Origin of the sequence: Streptomyces blastmyceticus (assembly GCF_039521185.1) — a bacterium.
GTDB classification, from domain to species: Bacteria; Actinomycetota; Actinomycetes; order Streptomycetales; family Streptomycetaceae; genus Streptomyces; species Streptomyces blastmyceticus.
The window spans coordinates 250,286-269,907 of sequence record NZ_BAAABW010000024.1; the positions used below are offsets into that span (position 1 = coordinate 250,286).

The window sequence follows — 19,622 nt, forward strand, 5'->3', positions numbered from 1 at the left end:
CGGATCAGGCCTGGGGAGCGGACTTGACCGCGGAGATGTCGAAGGTCAGCTTCACCTTGTCGCTGACCATCACGCCACCGGTCTCCAGGGCGGCGTTCCAGGTCAGGCCCCAGTCGGAGCGCAGGATCTCGGCGCCGCCCTCGAAGCCGACCCGCTCGTTGCCGTAGACGTCGGTGGCCGAGCCGTTGAACTCCAGGTCGATGGAGAGCGGGCGGGTGACGTCCTTGATGGTGAGGTCGCCGGTGACGCGGTAGCGGTCGCCGCCGAGCTGCCGGGCGGTGGTGGAGCGGAAGGTCATCAGCGGGAAGCGCTCGGCCTCGAAGAAGTCGGCGCCGCGCAGGTGGGCGTCGCGGTCCTTGATGCCGGTGTCCACGCTCTCGATCCGCACGTCGAGGGACGCGGTGGAGCGGGAGGGGTCGGAGCCGTCGAGGCGCAGGGTGCCCTCGTGCTCGGTGAACGAGCCCTTGACGTTGGTGACCATGGCGTGGCGCACGGTGAAGCCGATGCTGCTGTGGGCCGGGTCGATGGTGTATTCGCCGGTCAGGGCGGCCAGCGCCGGGTCGACGGCCGTGGTGGCGGGCGCTTCGAGGGTGGCGGTGGCGGCGTTGTCGCGCTTGCGGGCGAAGAGGGCCATGGGGTGCTCCTGGGTGCGAGTCGAGGTGTCGTTGAATGTTCAACGAGAAGGACGTTAGCGCGATCTGGTTCAAGTTTCAACATCTGGCGGGGGTGATTTCCTGGCGCATTCCGAGCCGGGCGCGGTCGTGTCCCTTGTGGGCCCTTCCGGGGCGTGCCACGGTGTGCCCTCGCCGCCCGCACGACGCCCCTTCGCCCACCGCAGCCGTTCCGCGTCGCACCTGCCACCGGAAGGATCCCGCCGTGCCGCCCGTCCCCGCCTGGACCCGCCGCGGCTTCCTCGCCGCCTCCGCCGCCGGTGCGCTCGGCCTCACCCTCGCCGGGCCGGGGGAGGAGTTCCCGGTGCTGCGGCAGCGCTGGCGCGCCATCATGCTCGGCACCGGGTTCGACGCCGGCGCCGAGCCCTACGCCACCGTCCTGCGCGGCACCGGAGAGCTCGCCCGCGCCTACCGGGCGAGCATGAGACCCGATCCCGCCTCGCTCTGGCCCGACGCCCCCTTCGACCCGCCCAGCGGGATCACCCAGAGCCATGCCCGGCTGCACACCATGGCGCAGGCGTACGCCCAGCCCGGCACCGGGCTCACGGGGGACGCCGGCCTCGCCGCCGACGTCCTCGCCGGGCTCGACCATGTGCATGAGCGCGTCTACCACTCGGGCACCACGCGGTACGGCAACTGGTGGGAGTGGCAGATCGGCAGCCCCCGGCTGCTCCTCGACACGCTCACGCTCCTCCACGACGAGGCCGGTCCCGAGCGGCGTGCCGGACAGCTGGACGCGATCGGCCACTTCGTCCCCGACTCCGAGCTCGGCGACTACTCCGGCACCAGCACCGGGGCCAACCGCGTCGACCTGTGCCGCGTCGTCGCCCTGCGCGGCATCCTCGGCGCGGACGCCGACCGGACCGCGCTCGCCCGCGACGCCCTCTCGCCCGTCTTCCCCCATGTCGCCCGGGGCGACGGGCTCTACGCCGACGGCTCGTTCGTCCAGCACACCTGGGTCGCCTACTCCGGCACCTACGGCCAGGTCCTGCTCGACGGGCTGGGGCGGCTCTTCGCCCTGCTGCGGGGATCGCGCTGGGAGGTCGACGACCCGGCCGCGCGGAACATCCACGACAGCGTCGAGAACGCCTATGCGCCCCTGATCCACGACGGCCTGATGATGGACAGCGTCTCCGGCCGCGCCATAAGCCGGGGCCTGCAGCGCGCCGACCCCCGCGGGCTGCCGCAGAGCGACCGCCAGCGCGGCCACGCGACCATCGCCGCCATCGCCCTGCTGGCCGCGAGCGCGACCCCCGCCGACCGGGACCGCTGGTACGCGTTGATCAAGGGCTGGGCGGACCGCGGCACCGGTCTGCGGACCGACCCGCAGTTCGGCGTCGCCGACCTCGCCCGTATCGCCGCCGCCCTCGACGCCCCGGGCCCGGCCGCGCCCGCGCCCGTCGGGCACCGGCTGTTCGCCGCCATGGACCGGGCCGTGCACCGCCGCCCCGGCTGGGCCGTCAACATCGCCATGGCCTCCGACCGCATCACCCACTACGAGAACGGCAACGGCGAGAACCCCCGCGGCTGGCACACCGGCGCCGGAATGCTCTCCTGGTGGGCGGCGCCGGGCGGCAACGGACAGTACACGGACGCCTTCTGGCCCACCGTCGACCCCTACCGGCTGCCCGGGACGACCGTCTCGGCCAAGCGGCTCGCCGACAACGAAGGCGGCGGCTGGGGCGCGCCCAGACCCGCCGTGCGCTGGGTGGGCGGCGTCACCGACGGGGAATTCGCGGCCCTCGGGCAGCACCTCAAGGGGCTCGCCTCCACCCTGGAGGCCCGCAAGTCCTGGTTCTGCGCGGCCGATGCGGTCGTCTGCCTCGGCGCGGGCATCACCGCCCGCGACGGCACACCCGTGGAAACGGTCGTCGACAACCGCGCCCTCGGGGAGCACGGGGTGCCCCTCCTGACCGTCGACGGCGAACCGCAGGCCGCCACCGCCGGCTGGGCGCGGTCCTACGCCCGCGCCCACTGGGTCCACCTCGCGGGCCACGGCGGCTATGTCTTCCCGGGCGGCGCCCCCCTGGAGGCCCTGTGCGAAGCCCGTACCGGCGCCTGGCGCGACATCAACTCCGGCGGCAGTCCCGCCCGTCTCACCCGTCGCTACCTCACTCTCCTCCGCCCCCACGGCACGGACCCGGCCGGCGCGACCTACGCGTATCTCCTGCTGCCCGGCGCCGGGCAGCGCGCCGTGGCGGCATGGGCCGGGGATCCGGGCCGGCTCACGGTGCTCGCCAACTCCCCCGAGTGCCAGGCGATTCGCCTCCCCTCGCTCGGCCTCACCGCCGCCAACTTCTGGGTGGCGGGCACGGCCGGCGCCCTCACCGTCTCGGCCCCGGCGGCCGTGCTCGTCAGGGAGGCGCCCGGCCCCGCGCCGGCCGCGCGCGGGCGCACCGCGACCCTCCACCTCGCCGAGCCGCCGCGCACCGGCACCCCCCTCGACCTCACCTGGCACCGCCCGGTGCGCGGGGTGACCGCCCACGACCCCTCGGTGCGCGTACTGGCCACAGGTGACACACTGCGGCTCAGGATCACCCCGGGCACGGCCTGCGCCACCCACCGCTGTACGGTCGCTCTGGAGTGAGCAAGAGGGGTGCCGCCCCGCGCCGGACGGCCGTCAAGTTGGGCAGCCTACGGCTCCTGTCAAGGACTTTTGTGGGGTATTCACAATGGGCACCCCCTATTGGGGGTGGTCCGGACCCCAGTCGCTGTGGCCTTCTGTGATCCCTGCCCACCAAATGACGCAGGACGTTGTATGGAACCGACATGAGTTTCCGGCCGCCCCGCCACGTACCGTCTATGCATGAGCAATCTCGAAGGTGCGCCCGTAGAGGCGAGTGACGTCCGTGGGCGCGTCGCCGAGCTGCACGCCATCCGCGAGCAGGTTCGGCGTGGTCCGAGCGAGCGGGCGACCCAGGCCCAGAAGGCCAAGGGGAAGCTGACGGCCCGGGAGCGGATCGACCTGCTCCTGGACGAGGGGTCGTTCTCCGAGGTGGAGCCGCTGCGGCGGCACCGGGCTTCGGGGTTCGGACTGGAGAGCAAGAAGCCCTACACCGACGGTGTGATCACCGGCTGGGGCACCGTCCACGGCCGTACGGTCTTCGTCTACGCCCACGACTTCCGGATCTTCGGCGGTGCGCTCGGCGAGGCGCACGCCACCAAGATCCACAAGATTATGGACATGGCCATCTCGGCCGGGGCGCCCCTGGTGTCCCTGAACGACGGCGCCGGAGCCCGCATCCAGGAGGGCGTCTCCGCGCTCGCCGGCTACGGCGGGATCTTCCAGCGCAATACCCGGGCCTCCGGTGTCATCCCGCAGATAAGCGTGATGCTCGGCCCCTGCGCCGGCGGCGCGGCCTACAGCCCGGCGCTCACGGACTTCGTCTTCATGGTCCGTGAGACCTCGCAGATGTTCATCACCGGCCCCGACGTCGTGCGCGCCGTCACCGGCGAGGAGATCAGCCAGAACGGCCTGGGCGGCGCGGACGTGCACGCCGAGACCTCCGGCGTGGCCCACTTCGCCTACGACGACGAGGAGACGTGCCTCGAAGAGGTCCGCTACCTCCTGTCGCTGCTGCCGCAGAACAACCGCGAGAACCCGCCCCGCGTGGCGAGCGAGGACCCGGCCGACCGCGTCGGCGAGGCCCTCCTCGACCTGGTCCCGGCCGACGGCAACCGCCCGTACGACATGCGCAAGGTCATCGAGGAGCTTGTCGACGACGGCGAGTACCTCGAGGTCCACGAGCGCTGGGCCACCAACATCATCTGTGCCCTGTCCCGGCTGGACGGCCAGGTCGTCGGCATCGTCGCCAACCAGCCGCAGTCCCTCGCCGGGGTGCTGGACATCGAGGCGAGCGAGAAGGCCGCCCGTTTCATCCAGATGTGCGACGCCTTCAACATCCCGATCATCACTCTTCTGGACGTACCGGGCTTTCTCCCCGGCGTCGACCAGGAGCACGGTGGAATCATCCGGCACGGCGCGAAGCTGCTGTACGCGTACTGCAACGCCACGGTGCCGCGGATCTCGGTCATCCTGCGCAAGGCGTACGGCGGCGCGTACATCGTCATGGACTCCCAGTCCATCGGCGCCGACCTCACCTACGCCTGGCCGACGAACGAGATCGCCGTCATGGGCGCCGAGGGCGCGGCCAACGTGATCTTCCGCAAGCAGATCGCCGAGGCGGACGACCCCGAGGCGATGCGGGCGCGGATGGTCAAGGAGTACAAGGCCGAGCTGATGCACCCGTACTACGCCGCCGAGCGCGGACTGGTGGACGACGTGATCGACCCGGTCGAGACCCGGTCGGTGCTGATCAAGTCGCTCGCGATGCTCGCCACGAAGCACGCGGACCTGCCCTCCCGCAAGCACGGCAACCCGCCCCAGTAAGGGAGTCAACGCATGGAGAACACGCTCGTACGCGTCGAGAAGGGCACCGCCGACGCGGAGGAAGTCGCCGCGGTCACGGCCGTCCTGCTCGCCCGTGCGGCAGCCGCAGGCAACGCCCCGGCGGTGGCCCGGCCCCGCCGCACGCCCGCCGGGTGGCGCCGCCTGGAGCGCACGTCCGGCTTCCGGGCGCCGCACAGCTGGCAGGTCTAGCGCTCCGCTGCCCTGATCCGGGCGAGGCCCAGGCCCCGCCCGGAACACGCAGAAGGTCCCCGCACTCCGTGAGTGTGGGGACCTTTTCGCGTCGGCGCAGCCGATCCGCTCACCGCAGGCGCGCCATCAGGGCGTGCTCGACCAGGGTGATGAGGGCGCTCTTCGCCTCGTTGCGGTGGCGGGCGTCCGTCGTGATGATCGGGGCGTCCGGGCCGATCTGGAGGGCCTCACGGACCTCCTCCGGCGTGTACGGCTGGTGTCCGTCGAAGCCGTTGAGGGCGATGACGAAGGGCAGGCCGCTGTTCTCGAAGTAGTCGACGGCCGGGAAGCAGTCCGCGAGCCGGCGGGTGTCGACGAGGACGACGGCGCCGATCGCGCCGCGCACCAGGTCGTCCCACATGAACCAGAAGCGGTCCTGACCCGGGGTACCGAAGAGGTACAGGATCAGGTCCTGGTCCAGGGTGATGCGGCCGAAGTCCATGGCCACGGTCGTCGTGGTCTTGTCCGGCGCGTGCGTGAGGTCGTCGATACCCGCGGAAGCGGACGTCATCACGGCTTCGGTGCGCAGCGGGTTGATCTCCGAGACCGCGCCGACGAACGTGGTCTTGCCCACGCCGAATCCACCCGCCACCACGATCTTCGCGGAGGTGGTGGAGCGGACTGCCTCGCCGCTAGAGGTTCCGAAGTCCACTGAGCACCCTTTCGAGCAGTGTCACGTCAGGCTGGCCGCCGGCGGACTCGTCGCCGCCGGGCTGATGGATGGCGACGAGCCCGGCCTCCGCCAAGTCGGCGACGAGGATTCGGGCGACGCCGAGGGGAATGGAGAGAAGTGCCGAGATCTCGGCGACCGACTTGATCTCACGGCACAGATGGCAGATGCGCTGGTGTTCCGGCAACTGCCCTTGGAGCTGGGACGGCTGGGCCGTGGTGTGCACCAGCGCCTCGATGGCGAGCTGGTACCGCGGCCGGGTCCGGCCGCCGGTCATCGCATAGGGACGGACCAGCGGATTGTGCTTCTTGCCCCCCGAGGGGGACGCCTGGGCTGCGCGCCGGTTCTGCTGTTGCTGCGGCACCGGCTGGACGTGCTGCGGCGGACGCGGGGGCTCCGCGTGCGCTTGGTGGCTCGGCGCAGAGGGGAAGTTGAAGCGGTTCAGCGGGGGCTGCCCCTGCTGTTCATTGCCATACGGGTAACCGCCTGGGGGCGTTGCCACGTCCATCCTCCTCCAACTCGCCTGTCTGCTGCTGGTCGCGCCACCGCACCTTATGGCGCGGTGGCGCGAAACGCACTGCCTCTTTGCTAGTTGAGAAGGCTCCCCTGCAGTTCGGCACGGAGATCGGGCGTCAGCACACTGCCCGCCCGGTCGACCAGGAGAGCCATCTCGTAGCCCACGAGGCCGATGTCGCACTCGGGGTGCGCGAGTACGGCCAGCGAGGATCCGTCGGAGACGGACATGATGAAGAGGAAGCCGCGCTCCATCTCCACCACGGTCTGGTTGACCGCGCCGCCCTCGAAGATCCGGGAGGCTCCGGCCGTCAGCGAGGTCAGGCCGGAGGCGACCGCCGCCAGCTGGTCCGCGCGGTCCCGCGGGAAACCTTCGGACATCGCCAGAAGGAGTCCGTCGGCGGAGACCACGACGGTGTGGGACACCCCTGGGGTGTTCTCCACGAAACTGGTGATCAACCAGTTCAGGTTTTGCGCCGCCTGGCTCATCGGGCTCACACTAACGCTCCTGATCGTAGGTACCGCCGGGGCCGAAGCCCTGGTCGTGCTGCTCATGCTGCTCCTGCGCGGAGCCGGCGGTGTCGCCGCCCGCGCTGCGCCCCTGCTGGATGCCGCGGCGCAGATTGCTCAGCCTGCCGCGTACGTCCTCCGGGGCACGGGATATCTGGGTGCCGCCCTGGGGGGTCTGCGCCGCCTTGCCCTCGATCAGATTGGCCTTGGGCACTCGGCGGGGCAGGCCGGAGGGGGTGATTCCGCCGGCTTTCGGCTCACGGAGCTGCTCGGCGCGGTGCCAGCGCTCATCGTTCGTCGATCGCCAGTCGGGGTCGTCGCCCTCGTGCGGCTGCTGTCGGACGTCCTGCTGAGGCTGCTCCGGTTCGCCGGCCCCCGCGGCGTCCTCGACTGACTCGGGCTGCTGCCACTGCGTCGCGCGGCGCGGCAGACCGGACCCGGTCAGCGAGTGGGAGCCGCTCGAGGCGGGGCCCGGACGGTCGAACTCTACGCGCTCGGGCTGTGCCGTGTCAGCGGGCGGCCGGGATTCCGAATCCGCTCCGTAACCCTGCTGGGGGGCGTTCTGGTACGGACCAGACTCCTGCCACCCGCCCTGCTGGGCCGGGGCGTTGAAACCGTCGAAGCCCTGCTGCTGCCCGGCGTAGCCCGGTTCCGCATAGCCGGCGTCGTAGTCGGCCTCCGGATAGGCGGCCTCCGGGTAGGCGTGCTGGGACGTCTGCTCGTAGGACTCGTGCTCCGGCTGCGGCGCCCGGTGCTGGCCCGTCGAGTACTGGTCCTGCTGGGGCACGGCGTGCTGGCCGGTCGAGTGCTGCCCCTGCTGCGGGACGGCGTGCTGGCCCGTCGAGTGCTGACCGGGGTAGGGGACCGCGTGGCCACCGGTGTCCTGGTCGGGCTGCTGCTCGTACCCCTGCTGCCCCTGCTGCTCGTACGGCTGCTGGGACACCTGGTCCTGGAACAGCGGGCGGCCTTCGGCCACCTGTGCCTCCAGGGCCGCGCGGCGCTCCTCGCGCAGTCGCGAGCGGCCGAGCGGGTCCAGTGCCGGGGCGCCGGAGTTCTCCTGCCGGGGCTCGTAGCGCGAGTCGTCGAAGCCGAGCTCGGCCGCGGTACGGGACCGGCCGATGGGCGTGGACTGCTGCTCGGGCACCATCCGGGAGACCGTGAAGTCGTCGCCGGCCAGCTCGTCCTCGCCGCCACCACCGTGCGTGATGGCGTCCGGGAGCATCACCAGCGAGGTGGTGCCGGCCTGCTCGCCGGACGGGCGGAGCTGGACGCGGATGCCGTGGCGGGTCGCCAGACGGCCGACCACGAAGAGGCCCATGCGCTGCGCGATCGCGACGTCCACGGACGGCGGGTTGGCCAGGCGGTGGTTGATGTCCGCGAAGTCCTCGGCGGTCAGGCCGATGCCCTTGTCGTGGATCTCGACCATCACACGGCCGTCGGGCAGCCGGGTCGCGGTGACCCTGACCTTGGTGTGCGGGGAGGAGAACGAGGTCGCGTTCTCCAGCAGCTCCGCGAGCAGGTGCACGAGGTCGGTCACGGCCAGGCCGTGGATCTCGGCGTCCGGGACGCCGGAGAGCTCGATGCGCTCGTACGCCTCCACCTCGGAGGAGGCGGCGCGCAGCACGTCCACCAGCGGGACCGGCTGGTCCCAGCGGCGGCCGGGCTCCTCGCCGGCGAGGACCAGGAGGTTCTCGCCGTTGCGGCGCATACGGGTGGCCAGGTGGTCCAGGCGGAAGAGGTTCTCCAGCTGGTCCGGGTCGGCCTCGTTCTCCTCCAGCTCCGTGATCAGGGTCAGCTGGCCCTCGATCAGGCTCTGGTTGCGGCGCGAGAGGTTGGTGAAGATCGCGTTGACGTTGCCCCGCAGCAGCGCCTGCTCGGCGGCGAGCCGGACGGCCTCGCGGTGCACCTGGTCGAAGGCGCGGGCGACCTCGCCGATCTCGTCCCGGGTGGTGATCGGGATGGGCTGGATCCGGGTGTCCACGCGGCCGGGGTCGGTGCGCGAGAGCTGGTCGACCAGCGCGGGCAGCCGCTGCTCGGCCACGTCGAAGGCCGCGCGCCGCAGGTGGCGCATGTTGCGGCTCATCGAGCGGGCCATCATCCCGGCCACGAAGAACGCGATGATGAGAACGGTGACCAGGATGGCGCCGTTGACGTAGGCGGTCTGCTGAGCGTCGGAGGAGACCTGCTCGGCCTCGTTCACCGCCTTGTCGGCCAGCTCCTTCTCGACCTCGCGGTAGGCGTCGAACTTCGCCGTCGCGGCCGTGAACCAGCTTTCGGGGCTGATGTCCAGGGCGGTCTGCTGCTGCTTCGAGATCTTGCCGGCCGCGATCAGGTTGAAGATCTTGTCCTGCTCGGACGACTTGGCCTTGGTGGCCATGATGTCGTTCAGGCGGCTGATGTCGTCCTCGCTGCCGGCGGCGTCGTACTCACGCCGGGCGATGGACTCCAGGAAGTTGTAGGAGATGAACGCGGTCGTCTGGGCGGCCCGGTCGGCTTCGCCCTCGGCAGGCTTGACCAGCAGGTGGGTGCCGATGGAGCGCTGGAGCGACTCGGCGGCCTTCGCCAGCTCGATCGCGTAGACCATGCGGCCGTAGGAGTTGTTGCCGGTGCCCAGGCCCAGCTCGTTGGCGAAGGTCATCAGCGGCTGCTGGATGGCGCCGTAGCCGTCCTCGGACTTCACCTGCGGCATGTCCGGGGTGAAGGCCGCCTGGCGCAGCTTCGGCAGCGTCAGCTCGGCCTCACGGAAGAGCTTCAGACGGCGCTGCAGGCTCTGGGTGTGCGGGGCCTTCGCGACGGCCTTGTCGAACTCCGCCTTGGCGGTGTCCGTCGCGGCCTGCGCCTTCTTGACGACCGGGTCGTCACGGTGGTTCAGCAGCATCGGCTGCGTGCTCAGGTCGCGCTCGTCGATGACGGCGTGGGCGTACGTGGCCGCGGCGCGGACCAGACGCGCGGTGTTCGCCGCGTCCTTCGCCTCGGTCCAGGTGTCCACCGAGCCCTTGACGTCGAGACCGCCGAAGACCAGGGCAACGAGCACCGGGATCAGCAGGATCGCGTTCAGGCGAACGGGCACACGCCAGTTGCGGGGCGAGAAGCGGCCGCCGGGGGCCGCGGGCGGGGCGGGCGTTTCCGGCACGTCGGAAGGCGGCACCGCTGTGCGCGACGGCGGGGTGAAGTTGCCCCGCTCGTCCCGCGCCTGCTGTGCGGCGCCCGTCTTTCTGCGCGTCACTCGACCAACAACCTCTCGGCGTCGGCACCTGCGTTGTGTGCCGTTTTTCGAACTGAGCCGTTACTGCTCAGTTCCTGGAATTCCAGCACGTCAGGCGTGCGCATTCCAAACACTGCACGCGGCCGACGGCCGAAGCGATTTGCCCGACATAAAACGGGCATTAAGAGCGAGCGGCGCCAAATGGCGGGCGAATCATGAGCGCAGCGAAGTCGGCCGAACGCACACTGTGCCCACATCCGGCCGATTCTCTGTCGAAACGTTATGAACGCAGTGCCGGGTCGTGTTCAATACCACAACCCATTTGCGACAACCAGGAGATTGCGCGGCGCTACTTCAGCCGCGCCATCAGGGCGTGCTCGACAAGAGTGATGAGGGCGCTCTTCGCCTCGTTGCGGTGGCGGGCGTCCGTCGTGATGATCGGGGTGTCCGGGCCGATCTGGAGCGCCTCGCGCACCTCCTCGGGACCGTACGGCTGGTGTCCGTCGAAACCGTTGAGGGCGATGACGAAGGGCAGGCCGCTGTTCTCGAAGTAGTCGACCGCGGGGAAACAGTCCGCGAGCCGGCGGGTGTCCACCAGCACGACGGCGCCGATCGCACCGCGCACCAGGTCGTCCCACATGAACCAGAAACGGTCCTGACCCGGCGTTCCGAACAGATAAAGGATCAGATCGTCGTCCAGCGTGATGCGGCCGAAATCCATCGCCACGGTCGTCGTGGTCTTGTCCGGCGCGTGCGTGAGGTCGTCGATCCCGGCCGACGCGGACGTCATCACGGCTTCGGTGCGCAGCGGGCTGATCTCCGAGACCGCGCCGACGAACGTGGTCTTGCCCACGCCGAAGCCGCCCGCCACCACGATCTTCGCGGAGGTGGTGGAACGGGCGACGCCCCCGCTAGAGCTTCCGAAGTCCACTGAGCACCCTTTCGAGCAGTGTCACATCCGGCGTCCCGCCGGACTCGCCGCTGCCGCCCGGCTGGTGGATCGCCACCATCCCGGCCTCCGCCAGGTCCGCGACGAGGATGCGCGCCACGCCCAGGGGCATGTTCAGCAGCGCCGAGACCTCCGCGACCGACTTGACCTCCCGGCACAGGTGACAGATCCGCTGGTGCTCGGGGAGCAGCCCCTGCAGGTGCGCCGGATCGGCCGTCGAGCTGACCAGGGCCTCGATGGCGAGCTGGTAGCGCGGCCGGGTGCGGCCACCCGTCATGGCATAGGGGCGGACCAGCGGCTGGTCGCCTTCACTCCCGTACGACGCGTGGTGAGAAGCGCCGTACGGGCCGGGCGAGGCGGGCGGGGTCATGAATCCTCCGGACGGGACAGCAGGATGGCAATAATGCCGTCGAGCGGTGGCCGGTGGGGGGTTTTCGGCCGTGCGGTCGGACGGTATCTGCGGTGTGCGCGGGGTCAGTTCAGCAGGCTGCCCTGGAGCTCGGCGCGGAGATCGGGCGTGAGCACGGTGCCCGCGCGGTCGACGAGGAGGGCCATCTCGTAGCCCACGAGGCCGATGTCGCACTCGGGGTGCGCGAGTACGGCCAGCGAGGATCCGTCGGAGACGGACATGATGAAGAGGAAGCCGCGCTCCATCTCCACCACGGTCTGGTTGACCGCGCCGCCCTCGAAGATCCGGGAGGCGCCCGCGGTCAGGGACGTCAGGCCGGAGGCGACCGCCGCCAGCTGGTCCGCGCGGTCCCGCGGGAAACCTTCGGACATTGCCAGAAGGAGTCCGTCGGCGGAGACCACCACCGTGTGGGACACCCCTGGGGTGCTCTCCACGAAGTTGGTGATCAACCAGTTCAGATTCTGCGCCGCCTGGCTCATCGGACTCAACTAACGCTCCTGCTGGTAGGTGGGGCCAACGTTGTGGCTGCCGGTGGCCGAGGAGTTACCGGCCTGACGGCCCTGCTGGATGCCCCGGCGAAGGTTGGTCAGACGGCCGCGCACGTCGTCGGGCGCACGCGAGACCTGCGGACCGGTCGGGTTGTTCTGCTGCTGCTCCGCGGTGCCCTCGACGAGGTTCGCGCGCGGCACGCGCCGCGGCAGGCCGGACTGGGTGATCCCGCCCGCGGCCGGCTCACGGACCTGCTCGGCCCGGCGCCAGCGCGCGTCGTTGGGGGAGTCGCGCCAGTTGTCCTGCGCGGCCGGCTGCGGCCGGTCGGCCCGCGGGGCGGGCGGGACCTGGGAGCGCTGCGGGTCGTCGAGGGTCTGGCGCGGCTCACGCCGCGGCAGCCGCTGCGGGGCGGCCGCCGGGGGCTCCGGCGCCGCGGGTGCCTGGTTCTCGTCCGTACCGCGGAACCAGTTGGACTCAAGCTCCTCGAAGAGCGGGGTCCGGCCGTCGCCGGGACCGGCCGAGGGCAGCGGGGCCGGCGTGGCGCCGTCCTGCCGGCCGAACCGGCGCTCCGGCGTACGGGCGGAGCCGTCACCGGCCAACGGCCAGTCGTCCGCCGGAGCCTGGTGCTGCGGTGCCTGCGGCCGAGCGTGCTGGCCGCTGGTGCTGTTCGGGGCGTCGGTGGTCCCGGGCAGGGCGAACTGGCCGGTGCCGCCGGGCCGCGCGTGCTGACCGCTGGTGCTGTTGGGCGCGTCCGTGCTCGCCGGCAGGGCGAACTGGCCGGTCGTACCGGGGCCGTTCGGCTGCGGGAACTGGCCGCTGGTGCTGTTCGGGAGGTCGAACTGCCCCGTGCCGCCCGGACCGTCGGGCCGCGCGTACTCGCCCGACGTGCTGCCCGACGGCTCGGGCGCGGACCCGATCGCCGGGAACTGGGCGGTGTCGCCGGGGCCGCCCGCGGGCAGGGCGAACCCGCCCGACGTGCCGTCGGCCGGCGCGGCGAAGCTGCCCGTGGTCTCGGGGGAGCCGAGGGCGTCGACGTCCTGGTGACCGCGCGGGGTGTCCTGCGCGGCGCGGCCCGCGGCGTCCGCGGACGGCATCGGCCAGTCGTCGGCCGGCGGCTTCGGGGCGGCCGGCTGCTGCTGGTTGCCCCAGCTGGGGGTCTTGCGGGTCGGCAGCTCGGGCGCGGAGCCGGGACCGGCCGCGGGAGCGCTGCCCCGGCGCCTCGGCATCTGCGGGCGGCGGACGTTGTCGCTCGCCGGCGGGATGGCGGCGGGGCCGCCGTCACCGCGGGACGGCAGCGCGGGGCGGCCGTCGGCGCCCGGGGCGCCCTTGGCGTCGCCGCCACCGCGCGGCGCGGCGTCGAAGAGGCTGCCACCGGTCGAACCGGCGCCCGCACCGGCGCCGTTGCCCGCACCGGGCGCGGGGACGGGGCGCGTCGGCAGACCGCTCTCCGTCGTGGCCGGGCGGCCGGGCAGCGCCGGGCGCGGGCCGCTGGCCGGGACCTGGCGGCGCGGCGCGGAGCCCATCGGGCCGGGGCCGCCCTTGCCGCCGGGCGCGGGGGGCATGCCCGCCGGGGCGGGCGCGCCGGTGGCACCGGGCATCGGCCGCTTGCCGCCCTGGGCGACGTCGACCGGGAGCATGACGAGCGCGGTGGTGCCGCCCGAGTCGGACGGACGGAGCTGGATGCGGACGCCGTGTCGCAGGGACAGGCGGCCGACCACGAACAGACCCATGCGGCGGGAGACCGACACGTCCACGGTCGGCGGGCTGGCGAGCCGCTCGTTGATGGAGGCGAGGTCCTCGGGGGAGAGGCCGATGCCGGTGTCGTGGATCTCGACCAGCACCCGGCCGTCGGGCAGCGCGTGACCGGTGACCTTGACCTTGGTCTGCGGCGAGGAGAACGACGTGGCGTTCTCCAGCAGCTCGGCGAGGAGGTGCACGAGGTCGTTGACCACGCGGCCGGCGACCTCGGTCGGCGGCACACCGCTGAGTTCGATGCGCTCGTACTGCTCCACCTCGGACGCGGCGGCACGCAGGACGTCGACGAGCGGCACGGGCCGGGTCCACCGGCGGCCGGGCTCCTCACCCGCGAGGACGAGGAGGTTCTCGCCGTTACGGCGCATGCGGGTCGCGAGGTGGTCGAGCTTGAACAGCGAGGAGAGCTGGTCGGGGTCGGCCTCGCGGCTCTCCAGCTCGGAGATCAGCGACAGCTGACGCTGGATGAGGCCCTGGCTGCGGCGCGAGAGGTTGGTGAACATCGCGTTGACGTTGCCTCGCAGCAGCGCCTGCTCGGCGGCGAGGCGGACGGCCTCGCGGTGCACGTCGTCGAAGGCCGCGGCCACCTTGCCGATCTCGTCCGTGCTGTGCACGCCGACGGACTCCACGGACGTGTCGACGTCCTGCGGGTCGGTCTCGGAGAGCTGCTTGACGAGCTCGGGCAGACGTTCCTGGGCGACCTTCTGGGCGGTGTCCTGAAGGCGGCGCAGCGAGCGCACCATGGACCGCGCCACGACGAACGCGCCGACGAGCGAGATGCCGAGGACGAGCACGATCAGCACACCGTTGAGGATGGCTTCCTGCTGGGCCTCGTCGCGCAGCTCGCGCGCCTTCTGCTCCATCTGCGAGAGCAGGGTCTGCTCGACCTTGGACATCTCGGTGATCTTGGTGCCCGACTGGTCGGACCAGTCCATCCAGGTGGCCTGGGCGTCCTTGATCCCGTCCTTCTTGGACAGCACGCGCTCGGCGAGGGCGTTCGCCGTGGTGACGTCCGGGGCACCGCCGTTGAGCGCCTGGAGCAGCGTCTTGGCGTCGGCGGCGTGGATCGCGGAGAACCGCTTGATCGCCTGGTCCTCGGCCTGCCGCGCCTCGTCGGCGTACTGGCGGTCGTTGTCCGAGAGGTTGGCGCCGCCCTTCGCGGCCAGCGCCGCGGTGATCACGGCGCGCTGGATGGACGCGTACTCCTTGGCCGCGGAGAACGTGGCCAGCGAGCGGGTCGCGGTGATCATGTCGGCGTTGCTGGTGGCCTGGGCCATGTCCTGCGAGAGCGACAGCAGCGAGTTGATCAGCGAGTCGTAGTTGTTGACCGTCTTCGCGATGTAGGCGTCGTCGGTGTACGCGGTGTTGCGGACGTCCTGGATCTTCTTCAGCTGACGGCTGATGTCGACCAGGGTGGTCTGCACGCCGACCATCGTCGTGTCGTTGGGCTTCACGCCCTCGGTGGCATCGCTGAAGGCCTGGATGGCCTTGTCGGAGCGCTGCCGGGTGGAGACCACGAGGTCGTTGGTCTTGTTGCCGCCGGCCAGCGGCCCGGCGGTCTTGTCGCGCTCCTCCTGCAGGGCGCTGGCCAGTGCGGTGGCCTTGCCCGTCATGTCGGTGAGGAGCTTCATGTGGTCGAGCTGGTCGACGTTCTGGAGCGAGCTGTCGATTCGCAGGGCACCCAGGGTCGTCGCGGCGACGACGGGGAGGGCCAGCAGGGAGACGAGCCGGGTTGAAATGCGCCAGTTGCGCAGGGCTATTCGTGAGCCCGGCCCGCTGGGCCCTTTCGCCTTCGACTTGGACTTCGACCGTTCGGCGGATTCGCCACCGGTCGGCGCGTCGACGGACGTGCCGCGGTCGGTCGCACCGCGCGGCTCCGGCTCCGCCGCAGCGCTGCCATCCCTCTTGAAACGTCCCTGCACTAGCGTCGCAACCTCTGGACCAGGCGTCCCACCGGTGGAGCGGCGGGACGGTGTCGAGTCGTGGGGGGACCGCGGTTGCCCCCTGGCGGTCCGTGGAATTCCAGCACAGTGCCGGATCTCCAACAAGGCCGGTGCACGCCCCCGTGCGGTGCGTGACGCTCAGTGCCGTGATCCGTCACGGGGTGTAGAGGACCAGAGCCTTTATATGCGGCACAAATCGACAATTTGCCTCCCTGGCAACCCGGGTCGCCACGTGTCCCAGTCGCCATGATCAGGAGCGGAACGTCAGGTTCAGCCATGCAATGTCCGTTTCGTGAAGGCGAAATCGACGCCCGCTATGCGGCATTTTTCGACGCGCTCGTGAGCAAACTCACAAGCAAGTCATGACTTCTCGCGCGGACGACTGGGGATAGGCGCGCCTAGCCTGGTCCTTTACACAAGCCGCGAAAACGACCGCGACACACCACACCGCGAGGCAGCAAGTGCAGAGCACCACGAAGAAGACGAAGACCACGACGACGCTGGTGTCCCGCAAGACCGCCAACCCGCGCCGCACGACGCTCGCCCACCTGGAGAGCGCCCAGGCGATGCGCGCCCTGGAGCCCCGGGAGCACGCCGTCGAGCTGCCGGCCGTCACGGCCAACCCGCGCCGCACGGTCCTCATGACCGCCCCCGTCGCGGCCCCCCAGGACTGACCCCCTGGCGGCGCACGGGCCGCGCACGCCCCCCGCGATAGCCTGAGACGGTTCAGACTCCGGCCGGATCAGATAAGGGGCAACAGCTTCCCGTGCGCATCGCCAGGTTCTCCATCGACGGCAACGTCGCCTTCGGCGTCGTGGAAGGGGACGCCTCAACCGAAGGCGGCCCCGTCCTCGACATCATCAAGGGCCACCCCTTCGCCGAATTCGAGCGCTCGGGGCAGAAGATCCCTCTCTCCAAGGTGCGGCTCCTGCCGCCCGTCCTGCCCAACAAGGTCGTCGGCATCGGGCGCAACTACGCCGAGCACGCCGCCGAGCTGGGCAACGAGGTCCCCGACGCCCCGGTCGCCTTCTTCAAGCCGTCCACCTCGGTCATCGGCCCCGGCGACCCCATCGCGTACCCCCCCTTCTCCAACGAGGTGCACCACGAGGCCGAGCTGGCCGTGGTCATCGGGCGGATGTGCCGCGAGGTCCCGCGCGAGCGCGTGAAGGACGTCATCCTCGGCTACACCTGCGCCAACGACGTCACCGCGCGCGACATCCAGCAGCGCGAGAAGCAGTGGGCCCGCGCCAAGGGCTTCGACAGCTCCTGCCCGCTCGGCCCCTGGGTGGAGACCGAGCTCGACCCGAGCGACCTCGGGATCATGTGCACGGTCAACGGCGAACAGCGCCAGCTGGGCCGCACGAGCGACATGGTGCGCTCCATCGAGGACCTGATCGTCCACATCACCGAGGCGATGACGCTGCTCCCCGGCGACGTCGTCCTCACCGGGACCCCGGCCGGCGTCGGACCCCTGAACGTCGGCGACGAGGTCGCCGTCACCATCGAAGGCATCGGCACTCTCACCAATAAGGTGATCAAGCGTGGCTAGCGCAACTCCCGTACGGGTCCGTTTCTGTCCCTCGCCGACCGGCAACCCCCACGTGGGTCTGGTCCGCACCGCCCTTTTCAACTGGGCGTTCGCCCGCCACAACGGCGGCACCATGGTCTTCCGCATCGAGGACACCGACGCGGCGCGCGACTCGGAGGAGTCGTACGAGCAGCTGCTCGACTCGATGCGCTGGCTCGGCTTCGACTGGGACGAGGGCCCCGAGGTCGGCGGCCCGCACGCCCCCTACCGCCAGTCGCAGCGCATGGACATCTACAAGGACGTCGCGCAGAAGCTCCTGGACGGCGGCCACGCCTACCACTGCTACTGCACCACCGAGGAGCTCGACGCCCGCCGCGAGGCCGCCCGCGCCGCCGGCAAGCCGTCCGGCTACGACGGCAAGTGCCGCGTCGTGACCCCCGAGCAGAAGGCCGCGTACGAGGCGGAGGGCCGCTCCTCCATCGTCCGCTTCCGGATGCCCGACGAGGCGATCACCTTCACCGACCTCGTCCGCGGCGAGCTGACCTTCACCCCGGAGAACGTCCCGGACTACGGCATCGTCCGTGCCAACGGCGCCCCGCTCTACACGCTCGTCAACCCCGTCGACGACGCGCTGATGGAGATCACGCACGTGCTGCGCGGCGAGGACCTGCTGTCCTCCACCCCGCGCCAGATCGCGCTCTACAAGGCGCTGATCGAGCTGGGCGTCGCCAAGGAGATCCCGGCGTTCGGCCACCTGCCGTACGTGATGGGCGAGGGCAACAAGAAGCTCTCCAAGCGCGACCCGCAGGCGTCCCTCAACCTCTACCGGGAGCGCGGCTTCCTCCCCGAGGGCCTGCTCAACTACCTCTCGCTGCTCGGCTGGTCGTTCTCGGCCGACCAGGACATCTTCTCGATCGAGGAGATGGTGGCGAAGTTCGAGCTCGCGGACGTCAACGCCAACCCGGCGCGCTTCGACCTCAAGAAGGCCGAGTCGATCAACGCCGACCACATCCGGCGCCTCGACGTGAAGGCCTTCGCCGAGGCCTGTGCGCCGTGGCTGCGGGCCCCGCACGCCAATTGGGCCCCGGAGGACTTCGACCCGGCGGCCTGGGAGGCGATCGCCCCGCACGCCCAGACCCGCGTCACGGTCCTGTCGGACATCACGGCCAACGTCGACTTCCTCTTCCTGAAGGAGCCGGTGGAGGACGAGGCGTCCTGGATCAAGGCCATGAAGGAGGGCTCGGACGCGCTGCTGCGCACCGCGCGCGAGAAGCTCGGGGCGGCCGACTGGTCCAGCCCCGAGTCCCTCAAGAACGCCGTCCTGGCGGCGGGCGAGGAGCACGGCCTGAAGCTCGGCAAGGCGCAGGCCCCGGTCCGCGTGGCCGTCACCGGCCGCACGGTCGGCCTGCCGCTCTTCGAGTCCCTGGAGATCCTGGGCCGCGAGCGCACCCTGGCGCGCATCGACGCGGCGCTGGCGAAGCTGGCGGCGTAAGGCCGTTCCGCAACACCGGGGGCCGAGGGCCTGTTCGCGCGGTACGACTCCGCGGGGCAGGCCCTCGGCCCTTTTGCCGCCGGGGCTCTCCACGGGCCGTGTGGGGCGCCTGGGACCTCTTCCCGGCCGCCCGCGCGACCTTGGCAGGTGTCCCGGCCGGTGCGTGGGCTTATCGGTTTTGGAGCACCCTCCACCTTCGGGTAATGTTCTTCCTGCGCCGCCCGAGAGGGCCGAGAGGCCGGAACGGACGGAGCAAGCCCGAGCAAGACCCCTTCAGGGAGGTCGAGTTCTGGTGGGGTATGGTGTAATTGGCAGCACGAGGGTTTCTGGTTCCCTTAGTCTAGGTTCGAGTCCTGGTACCCCAGCAAAAGAAATTCACTCGGATTTCTTTTGATAAAGTAGGAAACGCAGTAAAGCGCAGTGCGAGCCCCCGTTGTGTAGCGGCCTAGCACGCCGCCCTCTCAAGGCGGTAGCGCCGGTTCGAATCCGGTCGGGGGTACAGATCCTGAATTCATCACCATCCGGAGATTTCCCGGAGGCGAGGAATGGATCGCTAGGGCCCCCGTTGTGTAGCGGCCTAGCACGCCGCCCTCTCAAGGCGGTAGCGCCGGTTCGAATCCGGTCGGGGGTACTTGTAACACCATGGGCTATGGTGTAATTGGCAGCACGAGGGTTTCTGGTTCCCTTAGTCTAGGTTCGAGTCCTGGTAGCCCAGCGCAGAGAGCGACAGCTCTGCAAACTGCAAAGCAGGCCCCCGTTGTGTAGCGGCCTAGCACGCCGCCCTCTCAAGGCGGTAGCGCCGGTTCGAATCCGGTCGGGGGTACAAAAAGGAAAGATGCCTCCCGCATAAGC

15 protein-coding genes and 5 tRNA genes are annotated in these 19,622 nt (G+C 70.8%); 11 read left to right on the forward strand and 9 right to left on the reverse strand.

All coding sequences use genetic code 11. The features are described from left to right. Positions 1–4: 4 nt before the first annotated feature. On the reverse strand, positions 5–634 hold the full coding sequence (locus tag ABD269_RS21795) for a YceI family protein (protein WP_344120197.1): 630 nt from the start codon (positions 632–634) through the stop codon (positions 5–7). A gap of 242 nt (positions 635–876) precedes the next feature. On the opposite strand from ABD269_RS21795, the gene ABD269_RS21800 reads away from it, so the two are divergent. From ABD269_RS21800 to ABD269_RS21810, 3 genes are all read left to right on the forward strand, one after another. After that, positions 877–3,258 (forward strand): polysaccharide lyase 8 family protein, encoded by a 2,382-nt coding sequence (locus tag ABD269_RS21800; protein ID WP_344120199.1) that lies wholly within the window; start codon positions 877–879, stop codon positions 3,256–3,258. Between the two features lie 219 nt (positions 3,259–3,477). After that, positions 3,478–5,061 carry an acyl-CoA carboxylase subunit beta gene (locus ABD269_RS21805; RefSeq protein ID WP_116214068.1) on the forward strand — a complete coding sequence of 528 codons (1,584 nt, stop codon included), beginning with the start codon at positions 3,478–3,480 and terminating at the stop codon, positions 5,059–5,061. A 12-nt stretch (positions 5,062–5,073) separates the two neighbouring features. After that, positions 5,074–5,271, forward strand: coding sequence for an acyl-CoA carboxylase subunit epsilon (locus ABD269_RS21810; protein WP_301892072.1), 198 nt, complete (start codon positions 5,074–5,076; stop codon positions 5,269–5,271). 109 nt (positions 5,272–5,380) lie between these two features. Here the strand turns inward: ABD269_RS21810 and ABD269_RS21815 are convergent, their stop codons facing one another. From ABD269_RS21815 to ABD269_RS21850, 8 genes are all read right to left on the reverse strand, one after another. Beyond that, the gene (locus ABD269_RS21815) at positions 5,381–5,962 is read right to left on the reverse strand and encodes a GTP-binding protein (protein ID WP_116214070.1); all 582 of its coding nucleotides are present in this window, start codon (positions 5,960–5,962) and stop codon (positions 5,381–5,383) included. Then, complete coding sequence (locus ABD269_RS21820; protein WP_116214071.1) at positions 5,943–6,482, reverse strand: DUF742 domain-containing protein; 540 nt, start codon at positions 6,480–6,482, stop codon at positions 5,943–5,945. The genes ABD269_RS21815 and ABD269_RS21820 overlap by 20 nt, the downstream gene beginning before the upstream one ends. A gap of 86 nt (positions 6,483–6,568) precedes the next feature. After that, entirely contained in the window at positions 6,569–6,991 is a 423-nt protein-coding gene (locus ABD269_RS21825) for a roadblock/LC7 domain-containing protein (protein ID WP_087926101.1), read from the reverse strand. 1 nt (position 6,992) lies between these two features. Then, positions 6,993–10,229 (reverse strand): nitrate- and nitrite sensing domain-containing protein, encoded by a 3,237-nt coding sequence (locus ABD269_RS21830; protein ID WP_344120204.1) that lies wholly within the window; start codon positions 10,227–10,229, stop codon positions 6,993–6,995. Between the two features lie 328 nt (positions 10,230–10,557). Next, positions 10,558–11,139: a GTP-binding protein gene (locus tag ABD269_RS21835; RefSeq protein ID WP_301892070.1), complete on the reverse strand. Its 582-nt coding sequence runs from the start codon at positions 11,137–11,139 to the stop codon at positions 10,558–10,560. Next, positions 11,120–11,527: a DUF742 domain-containing protein gene (locus ABD269_RS21840; RefSeq protein WP_116214075.1), complete on the reverse strand. Its 408-nt coding sequence runs from the start codon at positions 11,525–11,527 to the stop codon at positions 11,120–11,122. The genes ABD269_RS21835 and ABD269_RS21840 overlap by 20 nt, the downstream gene beginning before the upstream one ends. A 104-nt stretch (positions 11,528–11,631) precedes the next feature. Next, positions 11,632–12,045, reverse strand: coding sequence for a roadblock/LC7 domain-containing protein (locus ABD269_RS21845; RefSeq protein WP_301894302.1), 414 nt, complete (start codon positions 12,043–12,045; stop codon positions 11,632–11,634). Between the two features lie 9 nt (positions 12,046–12,054). Further along, positions 12,055–15,729, reverse strand: coding sequence for a sensor histidine kinase (locus ABD269_RS21850; protein ID WP_344120207.1), 3,675 nt, complete (start codon positions 15,727–15,729; stop codon positions 12,055–12,057). Positions 15,730–16,211: 482 nt separating this feature from the next. Here ABD269_RS21850 and ABD269_RS21855 point away from each other — a divergent pair, with 482 nt between their 5' ends. From ABD269_RS21855 to ABD269_RS21890, 8 genes are all read left to right on the forward strand, one after another. After that, positions 16,212–16,424, forward strand: a complete 213-nt coding sequence (locus ABD269_RS21855; RefSeq protein ID WP_301892067.1) for a hypothetical protein — start codon at positions 16,212–16,214, stop codon at positions 16,422–16,424. A gap of 92 nt (positions 16,425–16,516) precedes the next feature. Continuing rightward, positions 16,517–17,299: a fumarylacetoacetate hydrolase family protein gene (locus ABD269_RS21860; protein WP_301892066.1), complete on the forward strand. Its 783-nt coding sequence runs from the start codon at positions 16,517–16,519 to the stop codon at positions 17,297–17,299. Then, positions 17,292–18,770, forward strand: a complete 1,479-nt coding sequence (gene gltX / locus ABD269_RS21865) for a glutamate--tRNA ligase (protein WP_344120211.1) — start codon at positions 17,292–17,294, stop codon at positions 18,768–18,770. The genes ABD269_RS21860 and gltX overlap by 8 nt, the downstream gene beginning before the upstream one ends. 293 nt (positions 18,771–19,063) lie before the next feature. Beyond that, a tRNA-Gln gene (locus ABD269_RS21870) sits at positions 19,064–19,135 on the forward strand. A gap of 61 nt (positions 19,136–19,196) precedes the next feature. Further along, positions 19,197–19,269: transfer RNA gene (locus tag ABD269_RS21875), tRNA-Glu, on the forward strand. 59 nt (positions 19,270–19,328) lie between these two features. Beyond that, a tRNA-Glu gene (locus ABD269_RS21880) sits at positions 19,329–19,401 on the forward strand. A gap of 12 nt (positions 19,402–19,413) precedes the next feature. Then, a tRNA-Gln gene (locus tag ABD269_RS21885) sits at positions 19,414–19,485 on the forward strand. A gap of 35 nt (positions 19,486–19,520) precedes the next feature. Continuing rightward, positions 19,521–19,593, forward strand: a tRNA-Glu gene (locus ABD269_RS21890). Positions 19,594–19,622 lie beyond the last annotated feature (29 nt).